The 18,461-nt window shown below is 33.1% G+C and carries 11 protein-coding genes; 1 reads left to right on the plus strand and 10 read right to left on the minus strand.

The features are described from left to right. Nucleotides 1–4 precede the first annotated feature (4 nt). The 4 genes from Q0731_RS02675 to Q0731_RS02690 form a co-directional block, all read right to left on the minus strand. Nucleotides 5–2,839, minus strand: a complete 2,835-nt coding sequence (locus Q0731_RS02675; protein ID WP_299059493.1) for a DUF1549 domain-containing protein — start codon at nt 2,837–2,839, stop codon at nt 5–7. Between the two features lie 77 nt (nt 2,840–2,916). After that, nucleotides 2,917–3,969 (minus strand): L-rhamnose/proton symporter RhaT, encoded by a 1,053-nt coding sequence (gene rhaT, locus Q0731_RS02680; RefSeq protein WP_299059496.1) that lies wholly within the window; start codon nt 3,967–3,969, stop codon nt 2,917–2,919. Between the two features lie 222 nt (nt 3,970–4,191). Further along, nucleotides 4,192–5,418 carry a VCBS repeat-containing protein gene (locus tag Q0731_RS02685; protein WP_299059497.1) on the minus strand — a complete coding sequence of 409 codons (1,227 nt, stop codon included), beginning with the start codon at nt 5,416–5,418 and terminating at the stop codon, nt 4,192–4,194. An 11-nt stretch (nt 5,419–5,429) separates the two neighbouring features. Continuing rightward, a complete protein-coding gene (locus Q0731_RS02690; RefSeq protein WP_299059499.1) occupies nt 5,430–8,273 on the minus strand; it encodes a glycoside hydrolase family 2 TIM barrel-domain containing protein in 2,844 nt (947 codons plus the stop codon). 152 nt (nt 8,274–8,425) lie between these two features. Between Q0731_RS02690 and Q0731_RS02695 the strand changes: the two genes are divergently transcribed. Further along, a complete protein-coding gene (locus Q0731_RS02695) occupies nt 8,426–9,565 on the plus strand; it encodes a DNA-binding transcriptional regulator (RefSeq protein WP_299059501.1) in 1,140 nt (379 codons plus the stop codon). Between the two features lie 11 nt (nt 9,566–9,576). Here Q0731_RS02695 and Q0731_RS02700 read toward each other — a convergent pair whose 3' ends face one another. The 6 genes from Q0731_RS02700 to Q0731_RS02725 all read right to left on the minus strand — a co-directional run bounded on the left by Q0731_RS02700 (nt 9,577) and on the right by Q0731_RS02725 (nt 18,454). Continuing rightward, on the minus strand, nt 9,577–10,761 hold the full coding sequence (locus tag Q0731_RS02700; protein ID WP_299059503.1) for a UxaA family hydrolase: 1,185 nt from the start codon (nt 10,759–10,761) through the stop codon (nt 9,577–9,579). A gap of 33 nt (nt 10,762–10,794) precedes the next feature. Beyond that, nucleotides 10,795–11,070 (minus strand): UxaA family hydrolase, encoded by a 276-nt coding sequence (locus Q0731_RS02705; protein WP_299059506.1) that lies wholly within the window; start codon nt 11,068–11,070, stop codon nt 10,795–10,797. A 29-nt stretch (nt 11,071–11,099) separates the two neighbouring features. Further along, complete coding sequence (locus Q0731_RS02710) at nt 11,100–11,855, minus strand: SDR family oxidoreductase (protein ID WP_299059509.1); 756 nt, start codon at nt 11,853–11,855, stop codon at nt 11,100–11,102. Between the two features lie 230 nt (nt 11,856–12,085). Beyond that, nucleotides 12,086–13,480, minus strand: coding sequence for a sulfatase (locus tag Q0731_RS02715; RefSeq protein WP_299059512.1), 1,395 nt, complete (start codon nt 13,478–13,480; stop codon nt 12,086–12,088). Nucleotides 13,481–13,544: 64 nt separating this feature from the next. Next, a complete protein-coding gene (locus Q0731_RS02720) occupies nt 13,545–17,030 on the minus strand; it encodes a glycosyl hydrolase (protein ID WP_299059514.1) in 3,486 nt (1,161 codons plus the stop codon). Between the two features lie 11 nt (nt 17,031–17,041). Beyond that, the gene (locus Q0731_RS02725) at nt 17,042–18,454 is read right to left on the minus strand and encodes an L-fucose/L-arabinose isomerase family protein (RefSeq protein ID WP_299059516.1); all 1,413 of its coding nucleotides are present in this window, start codon (nt 18,452–18,454) and stop codon (nt 17,042–17,044) included. Nucleotides 18,455–18,461: the final 7 nt, after the last annotated feature.

The following is an 18,461-nucleotide window of genomic DNA, read 5'->3' on the forward strand; positions in this document are numbered from 1 at the left end:
ATTTTTAGTTAATAAACTGAAATTCTGGCGACATTAAAACAGCCCAAAATACATCTTGTAATTGTTCTTGTTTTGGGTTCTTTCCTAAAACATTCAGCATCATTGTTTTTTCTTCACTTGACGGTTCTCTATTAAATGCTTTTTGATATAAATTTTTTACAATAACACGACTATCCTCTCCATAATTTTTTAACCACGATTGTGCTCCTTCTTCTAAGATTCCATTAAAAAATTCACCGTTTGTGAGTTCTAAAGCTTGCAATAAGGTCGCTTGGTCTTCTCTTGATGTGGTTACAATTTCTCTACTAGGCCTTCCTAAAGCTTTCATAAACGGATGTTGTTTTACCAAACTAGCACGTGCAAATTTTTCGCTGTGTGGTTTAAACGTAAAATCAAGTAGTTGCCCCCAATTCTTAAAATTTCCGGTACTATAATTCCTAACTTTTTTCCATGAACTATCATCATACGCAACCGCAACCCAATCGCCTTCTGGTAATTCACGGGAACTCACCCAAGATTTATCGGATTTTAAAAGTATACTTTTTCCATTTTCATAGTTTAACTTTAAAGCAAATAGTATACCAGCAGGGTTTGCAATGGCACCATTATTTTCGCCTATGATTGCTATAGTATTTTTACCCGATTTTAGATACCTTGTTACATCTATTTTATCAACGACTTTCCAATTTTTATTTTGTAATATCTTTTTTCCATTAAGATAAAGTACATAAGAATTATCAACCGAAATTAAAACCTCTCCTTTTTTAATAATTTCTTTTGAAACATTAAACGATTTTCTAAAATACCTTTTACCAGGTTCAGGTAGCACTACTCTTCCCAACTCTTCTTCTAGGTGCCATATACGTATAGCTTTAATATCATCTCCGTTAGGATTAAATGCCACTTGCGGGTATAAAGGCGCAATAATTTGACTTACAGCATCCGAAAATTGTTCAGCACTTAATCGACGCGTTACAGGACCTTTAAAGACATACTTTGCTTTTAAGTTTTCCTCTTTTTTATAATTGACCATAGGCAATTGATAAACTTTAGATGTCATGATGCTCTTAATTAAATGCTTTAAATTTGAACCAGAATCTATAAAATCTGCTGATAACCAATCTAATACCAATGCGTTCCATGGCGCATTATCCATTTCATCTAAAGGTTCGACAATACCACGCCCCATTAATCGATCCCAAAACCTATTCGCAATGGTTCGGTAGAGTCTCCCATTATCTCTCTGCACCATCACTTCCGATAGCTTTAACAATCTATCCTTAACGGTTTCTCCCTCAACACTCCCTAATTCTGGATATAAAAAATTAGGTTTCGCCATTTTACCTATGGGCTTATCACAGCGATTCAATTCCAATATGGAATCAGAAAATATAGTTGCAAATCCATAAGCTTGATCTAAGGTTAAATTACTAATAAAACTGTTATGGCACGACGCACATTTTACATTAACACCCATTAAAGATTGCCCAATGTTTTGAGCTGCTTGCATCTCGGTTCTTTGACTAGCATTAACAACACCCCGCCATTTCACACCCTTTATAAAACCTTCTGAACCTCTTACGGGATTTACCAATTCAGTTACTATTTGGTCATAAGATTTATTTTTCATTAGCGAATTATACAGCCAATGTGTAATCTGTTTTTTTCCACCTACGCTGTAGTAATCATTTCGTAGCAAATCATTCCAAAAACTCAACCAATGTTGCGTGTAATTTTGATTATCATTTAGTAAATCATCAACTAACGCTTCTCTTTTGTTTGGATTATTATCATTTATAAAATTTTTAACTACGCTTGGTTCTGGTAATAACCCAACAGCATCCATGTAGGCACGTCTTATAAAAACTCTATCGTTAATAACTTCTTGCCAATCCAGGTTATTTTTATCAAAATAAATAGCTATTAATTTATCTATAGGATGTGTAATGTCTTCAACCTTTGGCAATTCTGGCTTCACTAGGGCTAATGCTGCTTCTGGAAAAACTTTCACCGCTTTATCAGACCAATGTGCGCCTTCTTTAACCCATAGTTTTACAAGCGCTATCTCATCTGTAGTTAATAGTTTACCTTTTGTAGGCATTACCTTTTTATCATTAGCCGGAAGTATAATACGCTTGTAAATTTCACTTTCTTCAGGCTTACCTGGTACAACTGCCAGTCCACTTTTGCCTCCTTTAAAAACACCTCGTTTAGTTTCAAGCACTAACTCGCCTTTTTGCTTGTTTTCACTATGACATTGGTAACATTTATGAGCAAAAAGACCCCTTACTTCTAAGTTTAATTTATCTTTTTGTAATTCTGATAAAGAATCTGCTCCTTTAAGTTCAGATAGTAATGCTCCCGATTCTTTATTGCTATATCCCTCTTTACTACCCGGAAAAACGGATGTTAAATAATCTTCGCCATGAGTTAGGTTGGCACCTAAATGTCCTGCTATGATAAGTAAAACTACTGTTGCAAAGAGCATAAACCGATATGCTTTTAAATTTACAATGGTTTTTTTTAGACTATTTTTTAAAATTATGGCTGTAACTATTGCTAATACTGCTGTTGCTATACCTGTGTATTGATGATTATCTACTAAATCGCCAGTATACGCTTCTTGAGTTTTTAAGAACCAACCAAAGAGTGCTGAAAATACTGCAAATCCTGTACCTATATAAATCATCCAATTAATACCTTCTCTAAGTCCTTTTCGTTTACCTCCTATAGTTAATATCTCTAATAATAATGCAACTACCAAAAGACCTATTGGAAAGTGTACCAATAGTGGATGTAAGCGTCCTAAAAATTGTAGTACCCAATTTGAAGTATCCATAAATTATTTAAATAAAATTATTTTTAAAATTATTTTTTATTTTGCTTTTTATTATCCTGTAGTATCAGGTTTAACTTCTATATAGAATTTCCTATTCCTACCAAAACAACAGATGATATAATCACTATAATTCCTGATGTTATTGTCCATTTAGTTTTTTTAGCAACACCATGCCATTCCTTACGGTATACACCCCAAAGGTTTGCTGTTAAAATAATGGTAGACATGTGTAAAATCCATGAACTTGCGCCATTGCCTAATTTACTTTCTCCCATACCATAAAAGAAGAATTGTAAAAACCAGATGGTTCCTGCTAAAGCTGAAAACAATAAGTTTTTACTTATAGGAGTATTTGTATTTGTGAAGTCTTTATATGATTTATTTTTGATACTCAATACCGTTGTCCAAACCAAATTGGTAGCTAAACCTCCCCAAAGAATCACCACAAAAGTGACGTTATTGGCAAATAAATGGTCGTATCCTGCTGCCACAGCAGCATCTGCAAGCGGTTTTCCTCCTTCAATACCAAAACTAAAGAAAGAACTTAATATTCCTGAAATTACTGCCACTATTAATCCCTTTATCAAATTGAATTCAGAAACAGATTTCTTTTTTTCTTCTTCTGACAATTCTTTTTCTTTCAACATTCCTGCTCTACCACAAATAGCAATTCCTAAAAGACACACAAAAACTCCAAATAGTACAAGTTGTCCACCTGAATTAGAAATCATATCTGTAAAAGAAGTTTTACCTTCTTCTGGATTAAAATTGTAGTAAATGGAAGGTACAATTGCGCCAAAAGCAGCACAAAAACCTAAGACAACAGAGTTGCCCAAAGACATCCCCAAATAACGAACTCCTAAACCATAAGACAAACCTCCAACGCCCCAAAGTAAGCCCATTAAAAAGGTAAAACCTAAAATTGCAGAGGAACTATTTGCTATAATATCTACAAAACCAGGCACTGTCAAATAAGCAGCAATTGGGGGCACAATTAACCAAGACATTACACCTCCTACCATCCAATAGGTTTCCCATGACCATCCTTTTACTTTGTTGTATGGCATATAAAAACTACCTGCAGCTACACCTCCTAATGAGTGAAATAATACGCCTAAAATTGCTTGCATAATTTTATCTTTTATAGTTTAATAAAAATCTAAAACTAAAATAAGTATCAATAAATATTATCCTGTAGTATCTGAGTATTTAATCATAAACTCTTACTGTAAAATGAATAACTCTAATTTCCAACGATTTTATTTTTTAAAAAACATTCAATATTTCAATAAAAAAACTAAAACCTTATGAAACCTCAATTAAAAATACTAATATGCTTTCCTGATTATTTTTTATTTTATAGGGTTTTTGTACCAAATTACTCCTAAACCTTTGCTGTCTATACCATAATTCTCCTCACAAGTAAGCACATCCAGATCACCATCACCATCTAAATCTACCAATTCAATCTTATCATATTTTATGCCTAATGGTCCACTAATTGTATGCCATTGCCAATCAGAATCTATTGGTATATTTTTATACGACAACCAATAAATTCCTTCCTTTTCGCCTTTTGCTTTTTCAAATGAATGAACAAGGTCTGGTTTTCCATCATCATCAATATCTCCAACAACAACTGACTTTGGTTTGCTTGCAAATTCAGGAATTGCAATTGGAAAACTTTTCCAACGTAATCCGCTTTTATCCAAACGTTTTAAGAACCAAATTTTTCGAGTAGTAGCTTCTGTTACAATCACATCCTCTAAACCATCCCCATCCAAATCTTTCAAATCCATAAACATTACCTCTAAACCTTGGCATCCAATAAAATGATTCTTCCATTCTTTTTTTTGCTTCCTAAGTTTTCCAGGGTTTTCTAACCAACGAACACCTTGAGTTGTCCCAGATTTACGGTCAGAAACAACTATATCTAAATCACCATCATTATCCATATCACTAGTAAACATTGACATCACCCAAGTTGCAGAACTTATTGAAAACCATTTCCATTTTGATAGCTCTCTTGCATTTTTGGGGGATTGAAACCACCCTATTTTTGCGTTCTTATTTTTAGATGCAACTACTAAATCAATTCCATTTTTCCCATCAACTTGCATAGGAACACAGTACATCCATTGTTTGTTAAGCCTTGAAATTGTGAGCACTTGAGATTTCCATTTTTCAGCTTTGAGGTATTCATTAGGATTAGAAGGGGCCCAATTAATGTATATTTTTTTATTATTTCCTTCTGTGCTACTTACCACATCCATAGCACCATCATTATCTAAATCTACAAAGACTGCATCTTCAACATTTGGTGTTTTGCCAACAATAACTGAAGGCCATTTTTGACGAACTAAGTTGAAACCAGGATGTATATAAACTTTAGTATAACCTCCTTCTTCCCAACCAGTAGTAATATCGGATAAACCATCGTTATTTACATCAGCAATTCTAACCCCATCTGCACCACTAAAAGTTGCATCAATTGTATGTCTTTTCCAAATAGTACATTGACTAGAAAGTGAGAAAACAACACATAGATGGAAAAGAAAACAAACAATTACTTTTTTCATTTAACATATACTTATTCAACCTCTAAATTTACACGCTTTAGCTTTTTTACATTTTTATTCCAATTCAAAAACATAGAAACTGTACCTGTAACTTGTTTATCGATAAGGACAGGTTGTGCATCTGGACCAAATACTTTAGCTGGCTTCCATTTAGAACCCACAGCAGATATCACATCGAAAAAGAAAAAGCCTTCTTGCTTTGGATAATGCCATGTTGCTTTTTTAGGATTAAACCCATTAATTGGGTTAAGTACACCTAAAGTAACATCTGTATTGTTTTTAAAACCTACATTTAAATGATTATCTAAATAGAATACAGCCCAATTCCAAGGAGCAAAAAAGCCTTCAAACTCTGGACCATTATAAATCTGACCTGGTTTATTTATTTTTTTATCTATAGCATAAACGTCTAGAAGACCTCCTTCAGTTCGGTTATTATAAATTCTCCAAGGTCCTTCACCTAACCATCTTTTTCTTTTTACATCTTTGGTGGCAACTTCAATACCTATACCTGAGTAATGATATTTACCTGATTTTAGCGTATAAGCATAGTCTAAAGTAATTTCTCCGTTTGGTTTTAAAAGCCATTTTATATAATCAAATCCTTTGGTGTTTTTAGATTCTATACTGAAAATATCTCCTTTTTTACTTACAATGGCTTTTGCTGTTTTTGTAGTTTGATTTGAAAGTTTCTCATCATCTGCTTTAAAAGTTAAAAACGGAAAATTAGCCAAACTGGTTACTTTCCCTTTATCTAAAACGGAAGTTAGTATGCCACTATTTCCATCAAAATGTAGTGTTATTTTTCCTCGTATAAATTTAAAACTATCCGTTGAATCTTGAGTAAAAGGAATTTTTGACGATGCTCTAAACGTGTTTTTTGGTTCAGTAATGGGTAATCGTTTATCATACACTAATCGACCTTGATTATCATAAACTTCAATAAAAAGTGCATCGTTTTTAATATATGATTTTGGTAAATCAACAATCAATTTTCCTTTCTCACCTGCTTTGATATTTTCTACAGTTACTAAACCTGAAGCAACAGTTCGATGGCTATTTGAGGATGCATCTGGATTTGCAAAATCCACCAATTTCCAATTAATTTCACATTGGTTCAAGTTTACAAAAGAGAACTTATTATGGATATTCAAACTCCCTTTAAAATCTTCATCTATTTTATTATTTGAAATAACAACAGGTGACCAAATTTCTCTTACTGCATCAGAGCTTCCTTTTTTCTCACCACTTGGTCCCACTATACCATCTGGTGCTTTGTTACCTTGATTATCTACTGTATAGCCCATATCATTTCGCATCATTCCTTCATCAAACAAAGCCCAAATGGTCATACCACCTCCAACTTTCGATTTTTCAAACATATCCCAATAGGTTTTTAAATTGGCAGCACCTCCACCATCATAAAGTGCATGCAATACTTCATTTGGTAAGTATATATGATTCTTTTCAAACAAATTTTTCTTGGCAGTAGCATAATCTGGATAATAAGTGGTGTTTACAATATCCCAATCTGGACTATAATTTGCGAAAATATCGTTTGATTTGGCTTCATTTTTTAGAGGTCTTCTCTTTTGAATGTCCCATTTGGCAAATAAAGGGTCAAACTCTGGTGTATGCGCAATATGATTTCCATTTCCCCATAATATGATTGATGGATGATTGACATCACGCACTACTAATTCTTTTAATATTTTGGGACCAACTTCTTTATCTAATGGTCGCCACCAACCAGATAATTCACTTAAAACTAACAATCCTTTTGAATCACATAAATCATAAAAATAAGAATCGGCAGGATAGCAAGAAGAACGAACAAAGTTAAAATTCATATTCTTCATAATTTCTAGGTTTTCTTCCATATCTGTTTTAGAAAGTGTTCTTCCTGTTTCAGGGCGAAAACTATGCATACTTGCACCTTTTAACAAAATACGCTTTCCATTTAAATAAAATCCATCATGGTCACGAACTTCAAAAGTTCTAAATCCGAACCTTTGTTTATAGGTATGTAAGACTCTATTTTTTCCTATTAATTCAATTTTAACAGAATACAAATTTGGGAATTCATGCGACCATAATTCAATATTATTAAATTGAGAAGTTAACAGTGTAAATTCTCCAGAACCTACTTTTGTTTTAAATGATTTACCAATTTTATTTTGTTTGGCATCATATAGCTGTAATTTTATACTTTGATTTTTATTAGCATCATTTGTAAAAACTTGCATATTAAATGCTCCTGACATTTGAGCGTCTATAGCCACACGTTCTATAAATTGCTTAGACACTTCTTGGATAAAAACTGGTCGAAAAATTCCGCTAAACAACCAATAATCTGCAAAACGTTCAGCTGCATTTATAGATGCATTACTAGAATCGTGATTTACATTCACTTCCAATAAATTACTTCCGTTTTGTAATTGATTGGTAATTTCAAATTTAAATTCGGTATGCCCACCTTGATGAAAACCAACTTCTTTTCCATTTAATTTTACCTTTGTATCGGTCATAGAACCTTGAAAAGTGATAAAATATCTTTTATTTGATACTTTCTTAAAATCAAAAGTATGACGATAATCTGCAATTCCAGACAAACGATCTTCCACCTTGTCCATACCATATAGGTAATACCCAAAACCTTCCATCTCCCAATTTGATGGCACAGGAATAGTAGTCCAAAAACCACTATTTCGTCCTTTATCTATTTTAAAATCCCAATTAACAGCAGTAGCTGCATCTTTTCCTGAAAGATATACTTTGCGTTGTGCATTTATATTTAATGAAAGTAAAATTATAACTGAAAACAACACTAGTTTAAATGATATATTTTTATCCATATCCTTTATTTACTTATTCTATTTAAGTTTTTTTATTAATTAAAATACAATATTAATCTATACAATAGTTTTAATAGAACCTATTTAATATATTTTATCGCCATTATGTGCAACTTTAAACCTATTTTTGTTTCTAATTTTATTAAAACTAGATGAAAAAAGTTTTTATTCAATTAGAATCAGGTCGTGGATATGGAAGAGATATACTTAAAGGAATCTATAATTATAATAATCGATTTTCTGAATGGGAAATCATATTTGAACCTTCTTATTACCTAAAAACATCAAATAATAGTAACTTTATTCATCTTATTTCTGAAATAAAACCAGATGGGTGCATAATTGAAAACTATGAAAATGCAAAAAAAGTTATTGATTTAAATATTCCACTGATACAAACAAGCTCTTTAAATTCAACACATCAAATTCCTTGTCTAAAAGGGAATTATGACGCTGATGGCAAAATGGCTTTTGAATATTTTTTATCAAAAGGATTTAAAAATTTAGCTTTTTTTGGTATTCATAAAGTGATATGGTCGGATGGAAGACTTGAAAGTTTACAAAAAAACGCGTTTTCAAAAAATATTAAAGTTCATAATTACACACCCAAGAAGAAAAGATCTATAAGTCATGACTTAAAGGAAATTATTTCTTGGTTAAAGTCATTGCCAAAACCCATTGGTATTTTTTGTTGTAATGATGATTTAGGCATCATACTAATTAATGCCTGTTCAATGGCAAAATTGAAAATACCTTATGAAATTGCGATCTTAGGTGTTGATAATGATGAATTATTATGCAGTGTGGTTCACCCAAAATTATCAAGTATTGCTAGAAATCATACAGTAGCAGCGTTTAATGCATGCGAAATTTTAAACAAAATGATGCTAGGTATCAACCCTGAAAATCATATTATCCCTACTGAGCCAATTAATGTTATTGAACGTAGTTCTACTGACACCATTGCTAGCAATGATAAAGAAGTTATTAAAGCACTGCATTTTATTAGAAACAATACACAAGTAAATATAACAGTAAATGATGTTGTAAACTCAACAAATATTAGCAGAAGAAATTTATACACTCGTTTTAAAAAAACAACTAACAGGACAATTTTAGAGGACATTCAGTTTCAAAAAATCAAAAAATTTAAAGTGTTGTTAACCAATCAAAAACTATCTGTAAAAGAAATTGCATTTCAACTCGGTTTTGAGGACGTAAGTCATATAAGCAGATGGTTTTCTGCAATAGAAGGGACTACTCCTGTAAGATGGAGAAAAAATAATATGTGATATTAAATCTCTTAAAAATCACAGTTTTTTTTACCATATTGAAAATATTTATACCCTAAGCTAAATTCTTGATGACCTAATTGTTCTGACTTTGTTTTTTTGCCATCAATCACTGCTTTAGTAAGTGCTACTATTTCATCTCCAAGCGCATCAAGAGATGCACCTTCTGTAATTATTTTTCCTGCATTAATATCCATATCTCCAGAAAGATTTTCATAGGTTTTCGGGTTTCCACAAACTTTAATAACAGGAGATATTGCAGAACCAACCACAGAACCTCTTCCTGTTGAAAACAAAATAATATGACATCCACTAGCTATCATTTCTACAATTTCTGCGTTATCATTAATATTCGGAAATCCCCATAATGGTGGTCCATCTGGAACAACATCCATAAAATATAATCCAGAATCTGTAGGTATTTCTCCTGGTCTAATTAAAGCTTTAATAGGCAAACTTCCACTTTTTGAGTATGCACCTAATGATTTTTCTTCTATAGTAGTTAAGCCTCCAACTGCATTCCCTTCAGAAAAACTATCATGTCCCATGGCTTTGTAGTAGTTATCAGCCTTTTTAATACATGTCACAAGCTCTTTTCCTAAAGCTTCATTTTCTGCTCTTTCTGCAATTAAATGTTCACATCCAATTAATTCACCTGGCTCTTCAAACATACAGATAGCACCTTTAGCAACGAGTTGGTCAAATGCTTTTCCAATGGAAGGGTTTGCTGTAAAACCACTGGTAGCATCAGAACCACCACAGATTGTTCCGACGACAAGATTAGACATATCAAAATCTACACGCTTTACTTTCTTTAGTTCTGTTGTAAATGTTTTTAAAATAGTTTTTCCTTTTTCCACAGAACTTAACGTTCCGCCATTTTCTTGAATCACTAATTTTTTTACAGGTCTACCACTTTTAGCAATGTATTTTGCTAATTGATTCCTTTTAAAATTTTCACAACCTAATGAAACCAAAAGCACTGCACCTACATTAGAATGTGTGCATAGGTTTTGCATCATTTTATAGGCATAATCATTTGGTGCACAACCACTAAAACCAATTAAATGAACATCTTGACCTGCAAAACTACTAACTATTTGTCTTGCGACATGGTGTGCACATTCTACCAAATAGGCCACTACAATAATATTACGAATCCCTTTTCTCCCGTCTTTTCTTAGATAGCCTTTCATGTTACGTTGGTTCAATAATAAATAGTTATTACTTTATTTTTGTTGACTAGCAACATAGTCTGTTTTTAAATTATGACTGTGCACATGCGCTCCAGCACATATATCTTTAGTAGCGCTTCCTATAGACAATCCATATTTAAGAATTTTACTGTGTCTAGAAATTGGAACTATGGCAATTTTATGACCAAATTTAATAGATTCTTGTAATATAATTTTTCCTGTATTAAGCTCTAAACAACTCCCTTTTTCAAAGTCTTTTAATGCTATTACAATATTATCATCGTTATGTAACCTAATACTAGTCTTCATTATATATTAAATACTTTTCTAAACTTATTTTAAAATCCTCCTGCTGCACCTCCATCAACTGGAAGAAAAACTCCGTTAACATATTTAGCTGCATCAGAGGCCAAATATAAAGCTGCATAACCAATATCTTCTGGCTGTCCAAAATCTCCTGTAGGAATTCTTCCTATGATTTTAGTCTTCCTAGGCAAATCGTGATCTATAGCTTTATGAAGCATTGGTGTTTCTATCCATCCTGGTGCTATAGTATTCACTCTTACATTATCAATAGCAAGTTCAGACACCATACTGCGCATTAGACCTACAACAGCTGTCTTTGCAGTAGAATATGCAACAACTTGCTTCATTCCCATAACTGCAGTCATTGAACTTATTAATATTATTGATCCTTTTTTTCTTTTAATCATTTCTTTTGCAAACTCTCTAGTAAGAGCAAAAACACTCATTAAATGTACATTAAGCACCTCAACAAATTCTCTATCGGTAGTATCAACCGCATTCTTTTTTAAATGTGTCCCAGCACAATTTACCAATACATCCAGCGCTCCCCAATCGTTTTCAATTTTTTGGACAAAAGCAGGTATCTCCTCTAGATTAGAAACATCAAAAGACAGATATTTACATTGTTTACCTAACTTGTTTTTAGCATCGATAAGTTTTTCCTCATTTCTGCCAACTATTAAAACCTCTGCACCAGCTTCAACAAATGTTTTAGCAATACCAAATCCAATGCCACTTCCTCCTCCTGTTACTAATGCTTTTTTTCCTTCTAAGCTAAATGCGTTCATTATATTATTCTTTTTATTTTTATAATAATGGTAATTGTATAAATACCTGTTTTGCAAAATTAGCTATATAAAACAAGGTCTAAGCAACCCTTTCTTGCTATTAAACAGCCATTTTGTGCAATAAAAAAAGACTTGCTTTATTCTAATTAGAAATAAAGTAAGTCTACTATAAAAAAGTATTTTATAATACCCAAACTCTTAATACACTCAATAGTTTGATTGTAATTCAATCAATCATTAGCATGACTTATGTATTCAAAGTTTTTAGTTTTAGGTATTGGTGCATTCGTATCCTTCCACCATTTTTGCAATATGTTAAATAACTCTTCTTTCTTTGCTAGATTTATACCTGCAAGATTATTTTTTTCTCCAATATCTTCAGATAAATTATACAATTCCATCTCGTTATCTTCAAAATAATAATGAAGTTTCCAATTTCCTTTTCTAACTACAGAACCAGGGCGAGTTCTAAATAAAGGATCCCTGTTTTCGTTATCATTTACATTATAGGCTTGTAAATAAATAGGGAAATGCCAAAACAAAGGGCGTTCCAACGTTTCCTCTTTTCCTTCTAATATAGAAGACAAGTTTTTTCCATCTAAAGCTAGACTTGCCTTTTTTACTCCTGCATAATTTAAAATTGTTGGAAATATATCTAAATTTGTTATCGGTACATTGCTTTTAGTATTTGGCTTAATTTTATCATTTAAAAAAAAGAAAAATGGTTCTCTAATACCACCTTCATAATAGCTTCCTTTTCCTGCTCTTAATGGTTTTTGTTTCGTAATTCCATATAAACCACCATTGTCTGAAGTAAACACAATAAGTGTGTTTTCAAAAAGTTTTCTTTCCTTTAATTTATTGATAAGTAACCCAATATTTCTATCCAAATTATCTACCATTGATGCATATTCTGCATTACCTTGACCTTGCCATGGTGATTTTTTTTCATATTTAGGTACAATACTATCTACTGCCATTATAGGTACATGTACAGCATAAGGCGAATAGTTCAAATAAAATGGTTTTTGAACTGTATCTACAAACTTTAAAGCATTTTCCATGACCAAATCAGTCAAATATTGGCTATTGCCTTTTTCTATCTTTACATTTTTATAGGGTGGATAATAACTTCTGGGTAGACCATTGTGTCCTCCAGCAATATTTACATCAAATCCATATTCTAGAGGATTATCACTTAAATGCCACTTTCCTGCATGACAGGTTATATAGCCATTTTCGTGCAACACCTCTGGTAAAATATGATGTTCTGGTGACAAAGTATGAGTGTTTTTAATAGGGATTATTTTTCTGTCTTCAGATTTACCTCTAGTTGACGGACTCACGGTATAAACCCCATGGCGTGATGCCCATTGCCCTGTCATTAAATTAGCTCTACTAGGCGCACAGTTGGAAGCAGATGCGTAGCCATTTGTAAATACCATTCCTAAACTAGATAGGTAATCTATATTAGGTGTTTCGTAATATTGGCTTCCCATAAAACCAACATCTTTCCAGCCCATATCATCAACATTTATAATGATTATGTTTGGTATTACATTCTCTTTTTTTGTAGCACATGCTACACTAATTAATACTAATATGTACAAAGGTATTTTTCGCATTGTGTTTTAATTTATGAGCTAATTTAAAATATAAATCAACTTCAATAGACTTTGTTTTAATTTTCTATAACTTCTTGACTTTTGAAACAATAATTCTAACCGGACCTATTAAACCAGAGGGTAAAAGTTCTGAGTTTTTATTGTAATGTTTAAATGCAGCTAAAGTTACACGTTCTGTTGGTCTATTGCTATTGTTTAAAAGCCACTTGGGCCAATCTTTTATATGTGGTCCTCTGCGCTCATAATCTAGCTCCATCTGCTCGTCGCCAATTAATCTATTTGGCCAAAGGTTAGTAATTTTTACTTCAAGTGTGTTGGTGCCCTTTAAGATTGCATCATCAAGATTGATGCTGTATGGGGTTTTCCATAATATTCCAAGGTTTTTTCCATTAAGAATCACTTCAGCAATTACCTTAACATTACTTAAATCTAATTCTAAAGAATAACACGATTTTATAAGTTTTGTAGAGATTTGAAACTCTTTTTTATAGCTAGCTGTTCCCGAAAAATAACGAATATCTTTTTCTAAAGCATCTGACCAAGAAATCAATTTATTAAATGTTTTGCGTAAAGAATCTTTATTTTTAACAGGAAAACTTACTTGCCAATCATTTGAGAGATCAATAGGCTCAGGTATCGATTTTACTTTTAATGTTTTCGTTTTTCCTTTTGACGAACGACGATACGTTATTTTGCCAGTATATGGGGTAACCCAAGCAACTTCGTTGTTGTCGTAAATTAATTTAGATTTAGGTCTTTCCTGTGTCAGTTTTAGAATATTTCCTTCAGAAACAATAATGCTTTTCTTTTCGTTATTAATCGTATAGCTAACGCGTAAAGAGTTCTTAGTGTCATTTTTTTCTTTTAAAAAACGATCGTTTACAGAAATTTCATAAGTACCAGATTCTACGATTGATTTTACTTTTTCTGTAACATCGTAAATAGGTTTGTTAGAAGGAATGCTATTTATTCCTCTCGCAAATTTTCCGAAGATAGCTTTTACAACAACTAATTTTCCTTTGTTGGTAGCATCTATGTGTAACCACTCTTTTTCCATGGCATTTTTTTCGTGTAGCGTTTCACCAACTTTATATTGAACACGTAATTCTTTTTTATAACCAGGTGCTGGGTCTCCAGAACAAAGACTACGAGTTGCATGTATCGATAATTTATTATCAACAACACTTTTTGCCACTTTTTCTGTAACATCAACCAAGCCATCAGGTAAAAATGTTCCGTATTCAGCTTTTATGATTTTTAGAGTAGAAGGAGAAGTTGATTTAGGTTTTTGAGTAGTGATGGCTGCACTTACAATGTGATCTTTTGAAGTTATAGGTTCTTTAAACACAACAAATACAGCGCCTTGAGACTCAAAAGGAATTGATACTGTTGTAGTACCATCACCATTGTTTTTCCATACCGAAGCATTAGTAATTTCTCCTGTTTCGGCATTCCAAAGCTCAGGTTGTTTTCCTGATACTCGAAAACGACAGGCTAATTCTCGACTTTCTTTTTTTGAATTTACTACAAAATAGATGTCACTATTTTTAGTTTTTCTGTGAATAAAATCGATAGCAGTATTGGTATCGTTTTCAATTGAAAAATCTGGAAGCAATACCCAGTTTTTTAGAACATCTAAAATCGAGTTATCTTTAACAATACCCGAATTCCATAAATTATCAGCTAACTCAACAACCTTTTCATCACAAGTAGGATACTTTTCAAGACTTGGAGATTTTTTTGGTTTTGAACCAATGATTTGTGCACCCAAGTTAGCTAATTCTTTAATTTTAGTTAGTGTTTTTGGGGTCATCCATTCAATTGAAGGCAATACCAAAACTTTGTATTTTCCTCCTACAGAAGTTTGAATAAGACCGTCTTTTACTGTTAATAATTGTATTTTGTTTGACCCAATCACATCATAATCATAGCCTAGTGCTTTTATTTCTGGCATTAAAAGCGCATCATTTGGAGATGCTTCTCCTGTAAAAACCAAGACGTCGGCTACCGAGGTGCCTTGTTGTAGTAAAAATTGACCTCTGCTAATATAATTTACAAAAGGTTTACTCTGATTCCACCACGTATTTAAACGGTTAAAATCTGTTCCAAAAACCTGTAAAGTTAATCCAGGTCCAACATTCCAAGGTTGATGTACATAACAATGAAAAACAAAACGATTGATACCTTGTGCCCAGGCCAAATCTCCCATAGCTTTTAGTGTACCCGGATGTTGGTTCCAGCCGCCCATACCCGTAAAAGATTCTGCTTCGGCAATAGGGCTCCCATTTAATTTGGCAATCGAAGCAACAAATTTTGGCGAGTCAAAAAAGGCCAAACTACCACTCCAAAATTCAGACATTACCACATCTGCAGTTGCACCAACTTGCATGCTATCAAATGGTCCCCAGTAAGGTTCTGTAGAATATTGCATGCCGTTTTTATGGCAAAGTTCACCGAAATAGCCGTAATAATTCTTAGCGATTAAATCTCCAATCGTACGTCTAAAATCCCATAGAAATCGTTCAGTTTCTTCGCCACTTTCTATATAGTAACCGGCTAAAGCGGGCAAGTATGCTTTACAGTTGTAAGAACGAAGGGTTTCAAATTCTTCTGCAAAATTTGCTGTCCAGTTTGTTGTACCTACCTCGTAGCTATCAATATGACATCTTGTAACAGCAGTACCTATTAAAGTGTCTAATTTTTTAATAATCGGTTGTATGCCTCCTTGCCAAAAAATATCTACAGCCTTTTTACTCATTTTATCGCATTCTAAACCGCCTCCGCCTTCACTCGGAAAACGATTTTTTTCTCCCGTAGGAGTATGTCCTATACGTAAAATAATCCACTCGCCTTTAGGTGCTTTCCATTTTAAAAACCCATCTTTCGAAAGCTTTGTTGTCAAATCGATAATTTCTGCTTTTTTAACTATTGCCAAATCAGAAACATTCTTATTATCAGGTGTTAGGTGGTTTCTAACTTTATGCGAAAGTATTTTTGTATCTAATTCGTCAATACGCTGGTCGTTTTTAGGTTTAGGAAAAGCAAGAATGGCGATGTCTCTATAATAATTTAAGTGTGTTTTAGGCTGAGGTAGTTTAGCGTTAAATGTACTATTTCCGGTATGTGAGGTTTTAGAAAAAACCAGTTCTTGCATCGCATATTCTGGGGTGATTGATGGCCCTCCAGTTGACGACCAACCAGCACCATTATGAAAACTCAACTCGAGTTTTAACCGTTTAGCTTCAGAAGCTGCAAAATGAAATAAATCTAGCCATGCCGTACTTAAATAATCGGCAAAACCTTTGGGATTTCCTAAATTCACATTAAAAATCAGAGCACCCTGAATGCCAACCTTTTTCATAGCTTCTAAGTCGGCTGTTATACCTTCTTTTGTAACGTTTCCGTTTATCCAAAACCACATAGTACGTGGTTTCGCAGATGCTGGTGGATTCTGAAAATTTTGTTCTAAGGATGTATTTTGGGCAATTAAACCTGGCACAAATAAATTCAGAACTAACCCTATAAACAGCGTTTTATATAGTATTTTCATCCTTTTTATCTTTAACATATTCTAACTACTCTAAGATTTAATATTTTTCCTAATTTATCAATTTTGTTAGCAATATGACCTACACCAATAGCACAATGGTGAGATGGCCCTTGTTTAGACCACTCATTCATAAAAGCTCTTGCTCCTATTGAAAAACGGTATCGACTATTTGTATTTCCTATTTGTAATATTGGCCCTTTTACCGATTCTCCTTCGGCAACCAATAAAAACACATCATCTTTACCTTCAACAACAGACAACAAAGTTACTGGGCCGTGTTTTACAGTCATTTGGATTGACAAGCCTTTTCCTGGTTTTCCATGATATACTGGCAATGGTACTAATTGTACATTACCTTCAGCAATGGCAAAATGTGCAGGCCCATCGTGACCTAACATCACAATATCATCATTAAAATCAATGGCATAAAACTCCGAAAACGAACCACCTACTCCAAAGGCATCCATAATTTTCATGGCTTGGGCATTTTTAACTTCATATTCTCCTGCAACTGGCACATTTTTTCCTGTCAATAACGTATTCCCAGCAATTACAGAGGTGACTATATTTTCATACTCGTTAGCGTTTTCACCTTCATAATAATACGCTAAAGATCCTAAATCGTGATTTTCAACCAATTTATCTAAGGCTATAGATGTTTTTGCTGCGCGAATTAATTCTGATTCTTCACAGGTGTCAATCACTTCAAAGGTACTTTGGAATTCAGCTATTTTTTCACCAACCTCATCATTTGTAACTGCATCTCTGTACTTTTTTACCTCACACATTTCAACAATTTCTATATGCGTTCCAAAAGCTGAAGATTGTTTTGTTAAATCAGAATACACATCTAACATACCTGCATAATAATGTCCTAAAACTCCCAATCGGTTATTTTGCATTATGGATGCTACTTTGGTGGCGTCAATCCAATCTTGAATTTCATCCCAAACAAATTGTTCGCCTAAATATCCTGTAACAAATTCGTAGTCTATTCCTGCACGATTAAACACATTCGCAAATTCTGGAACTGAACAAGCCTGACAATGCGCCAACCATTCTCCAGTCATTTTACCACGATCTCCCAAAGCATTAAAACTCTCATAATCGATAGCTGCAACAGGTTGAATATTCAAAATAACTATAGGGCATTTTACTTTTTGAACCACAGGCAAAACTGTTGATGACAAGGCATAGGTAGAAATGTATAAAAATAAGATATCTACATCTTCTGTTTTTAAAACCTGTGCTTTTTCTCTTGCAACTACAGGAGAATCTACCAAGCCAACATTTACAACCTCTGCACCAAAACCTTCCATTTTATCTGCAATCTGTTGTTGATAACCTTCTAAGCGTTCTAATAAGCCTTCAAACTGTGGCCAATAGGTATCTAAACCAATACCAAACAATCCTGCTTTTATCATTATTTTA

The organism is uncultured Polaribacter sp. (assembly GCF_947497695.1).
In the GTDB taxonomy this organism is placed as follows: Bacteria; Bacteroidota; Bacteroidia; order Flavobacteriales; family Flavobacteriaceae; genus Polaribacter.

Coding starts and splice junctions, on each gene's coding strand:
- Q0731_RS02710 (WP_299059509.1), bottom strand. CDS start 11,855: ATGAACGCATTTAGCTTAGAAGGAAAAAAAGCATTAGTAACAGGAGGA.
- Q0731_RS02725 (WP_299059516.1), bottom strand. CDS start 18,454: ATGATAAAAGCAGGATTGTTTGGTATTGGTTTAGATACCTATTGGCCA.
- Q0731_RS02715 (WP_299059512.1), bottom strand. CDS start 13,480: ATGCGAAAAATACCTTTGTACATATTAGTATTAATTAGTGTAGCATGT.
- Q0731_RS02685 (WP_299059497.1), bottom strand. CDS start 5,418: ATGAAAAAAGTAATTGTTTGTTTTCTTTTCCATCTATGTGTTGTTTTC.
- Q0731_RS02700 (WP_299059503.1), bottom strand. CDS start 10,761: ATGAAAGGCTATCTAAGAAAAGACGGGAGAAAAGGGATTCGTAATATT.
- Q0731_RS02705 (WP_299059506.1), bottom strand. CDS start 11,070: ATGAAGACTAGTATTAGGTTACATAACGATGATAATATTGTAATAGCA.
- Q0731_RS02720 (WP_299059514.1), bottom strand. CDS start 17,030: ATGAAAATACTATATAAAACGCTGTTTATAGGGTTAGTTCTGAATTTA.
- Q0731_RS02690 (WP_299059499.1), bottom strand. CDS start 8,273: ATGGATAAAAATATATCATTTAAACTAGTGTTGTTTTCAGTTATAATT.
- Q0731_RS02695 (WP_299059501.1), top strand. CDS start 8,426: ATGAAAAAAGTTTTTATTCAATTAGAATCAGGTCGTGGATATGGAAGA.
- Q0731_RS02675 (WP_299059493.1), bottom strand. CDS start 2,839: ATGGATACTTCAAATTGGGTACTACAATTTTTAGGACGCTTACATCCA.
- rhaT (WP_299059496.1), bottom strand. CDS start 3,969: ATGCAAGCAATTTTAGGCGTATTATTTCACTCATTAGGAGGTGTAGCT.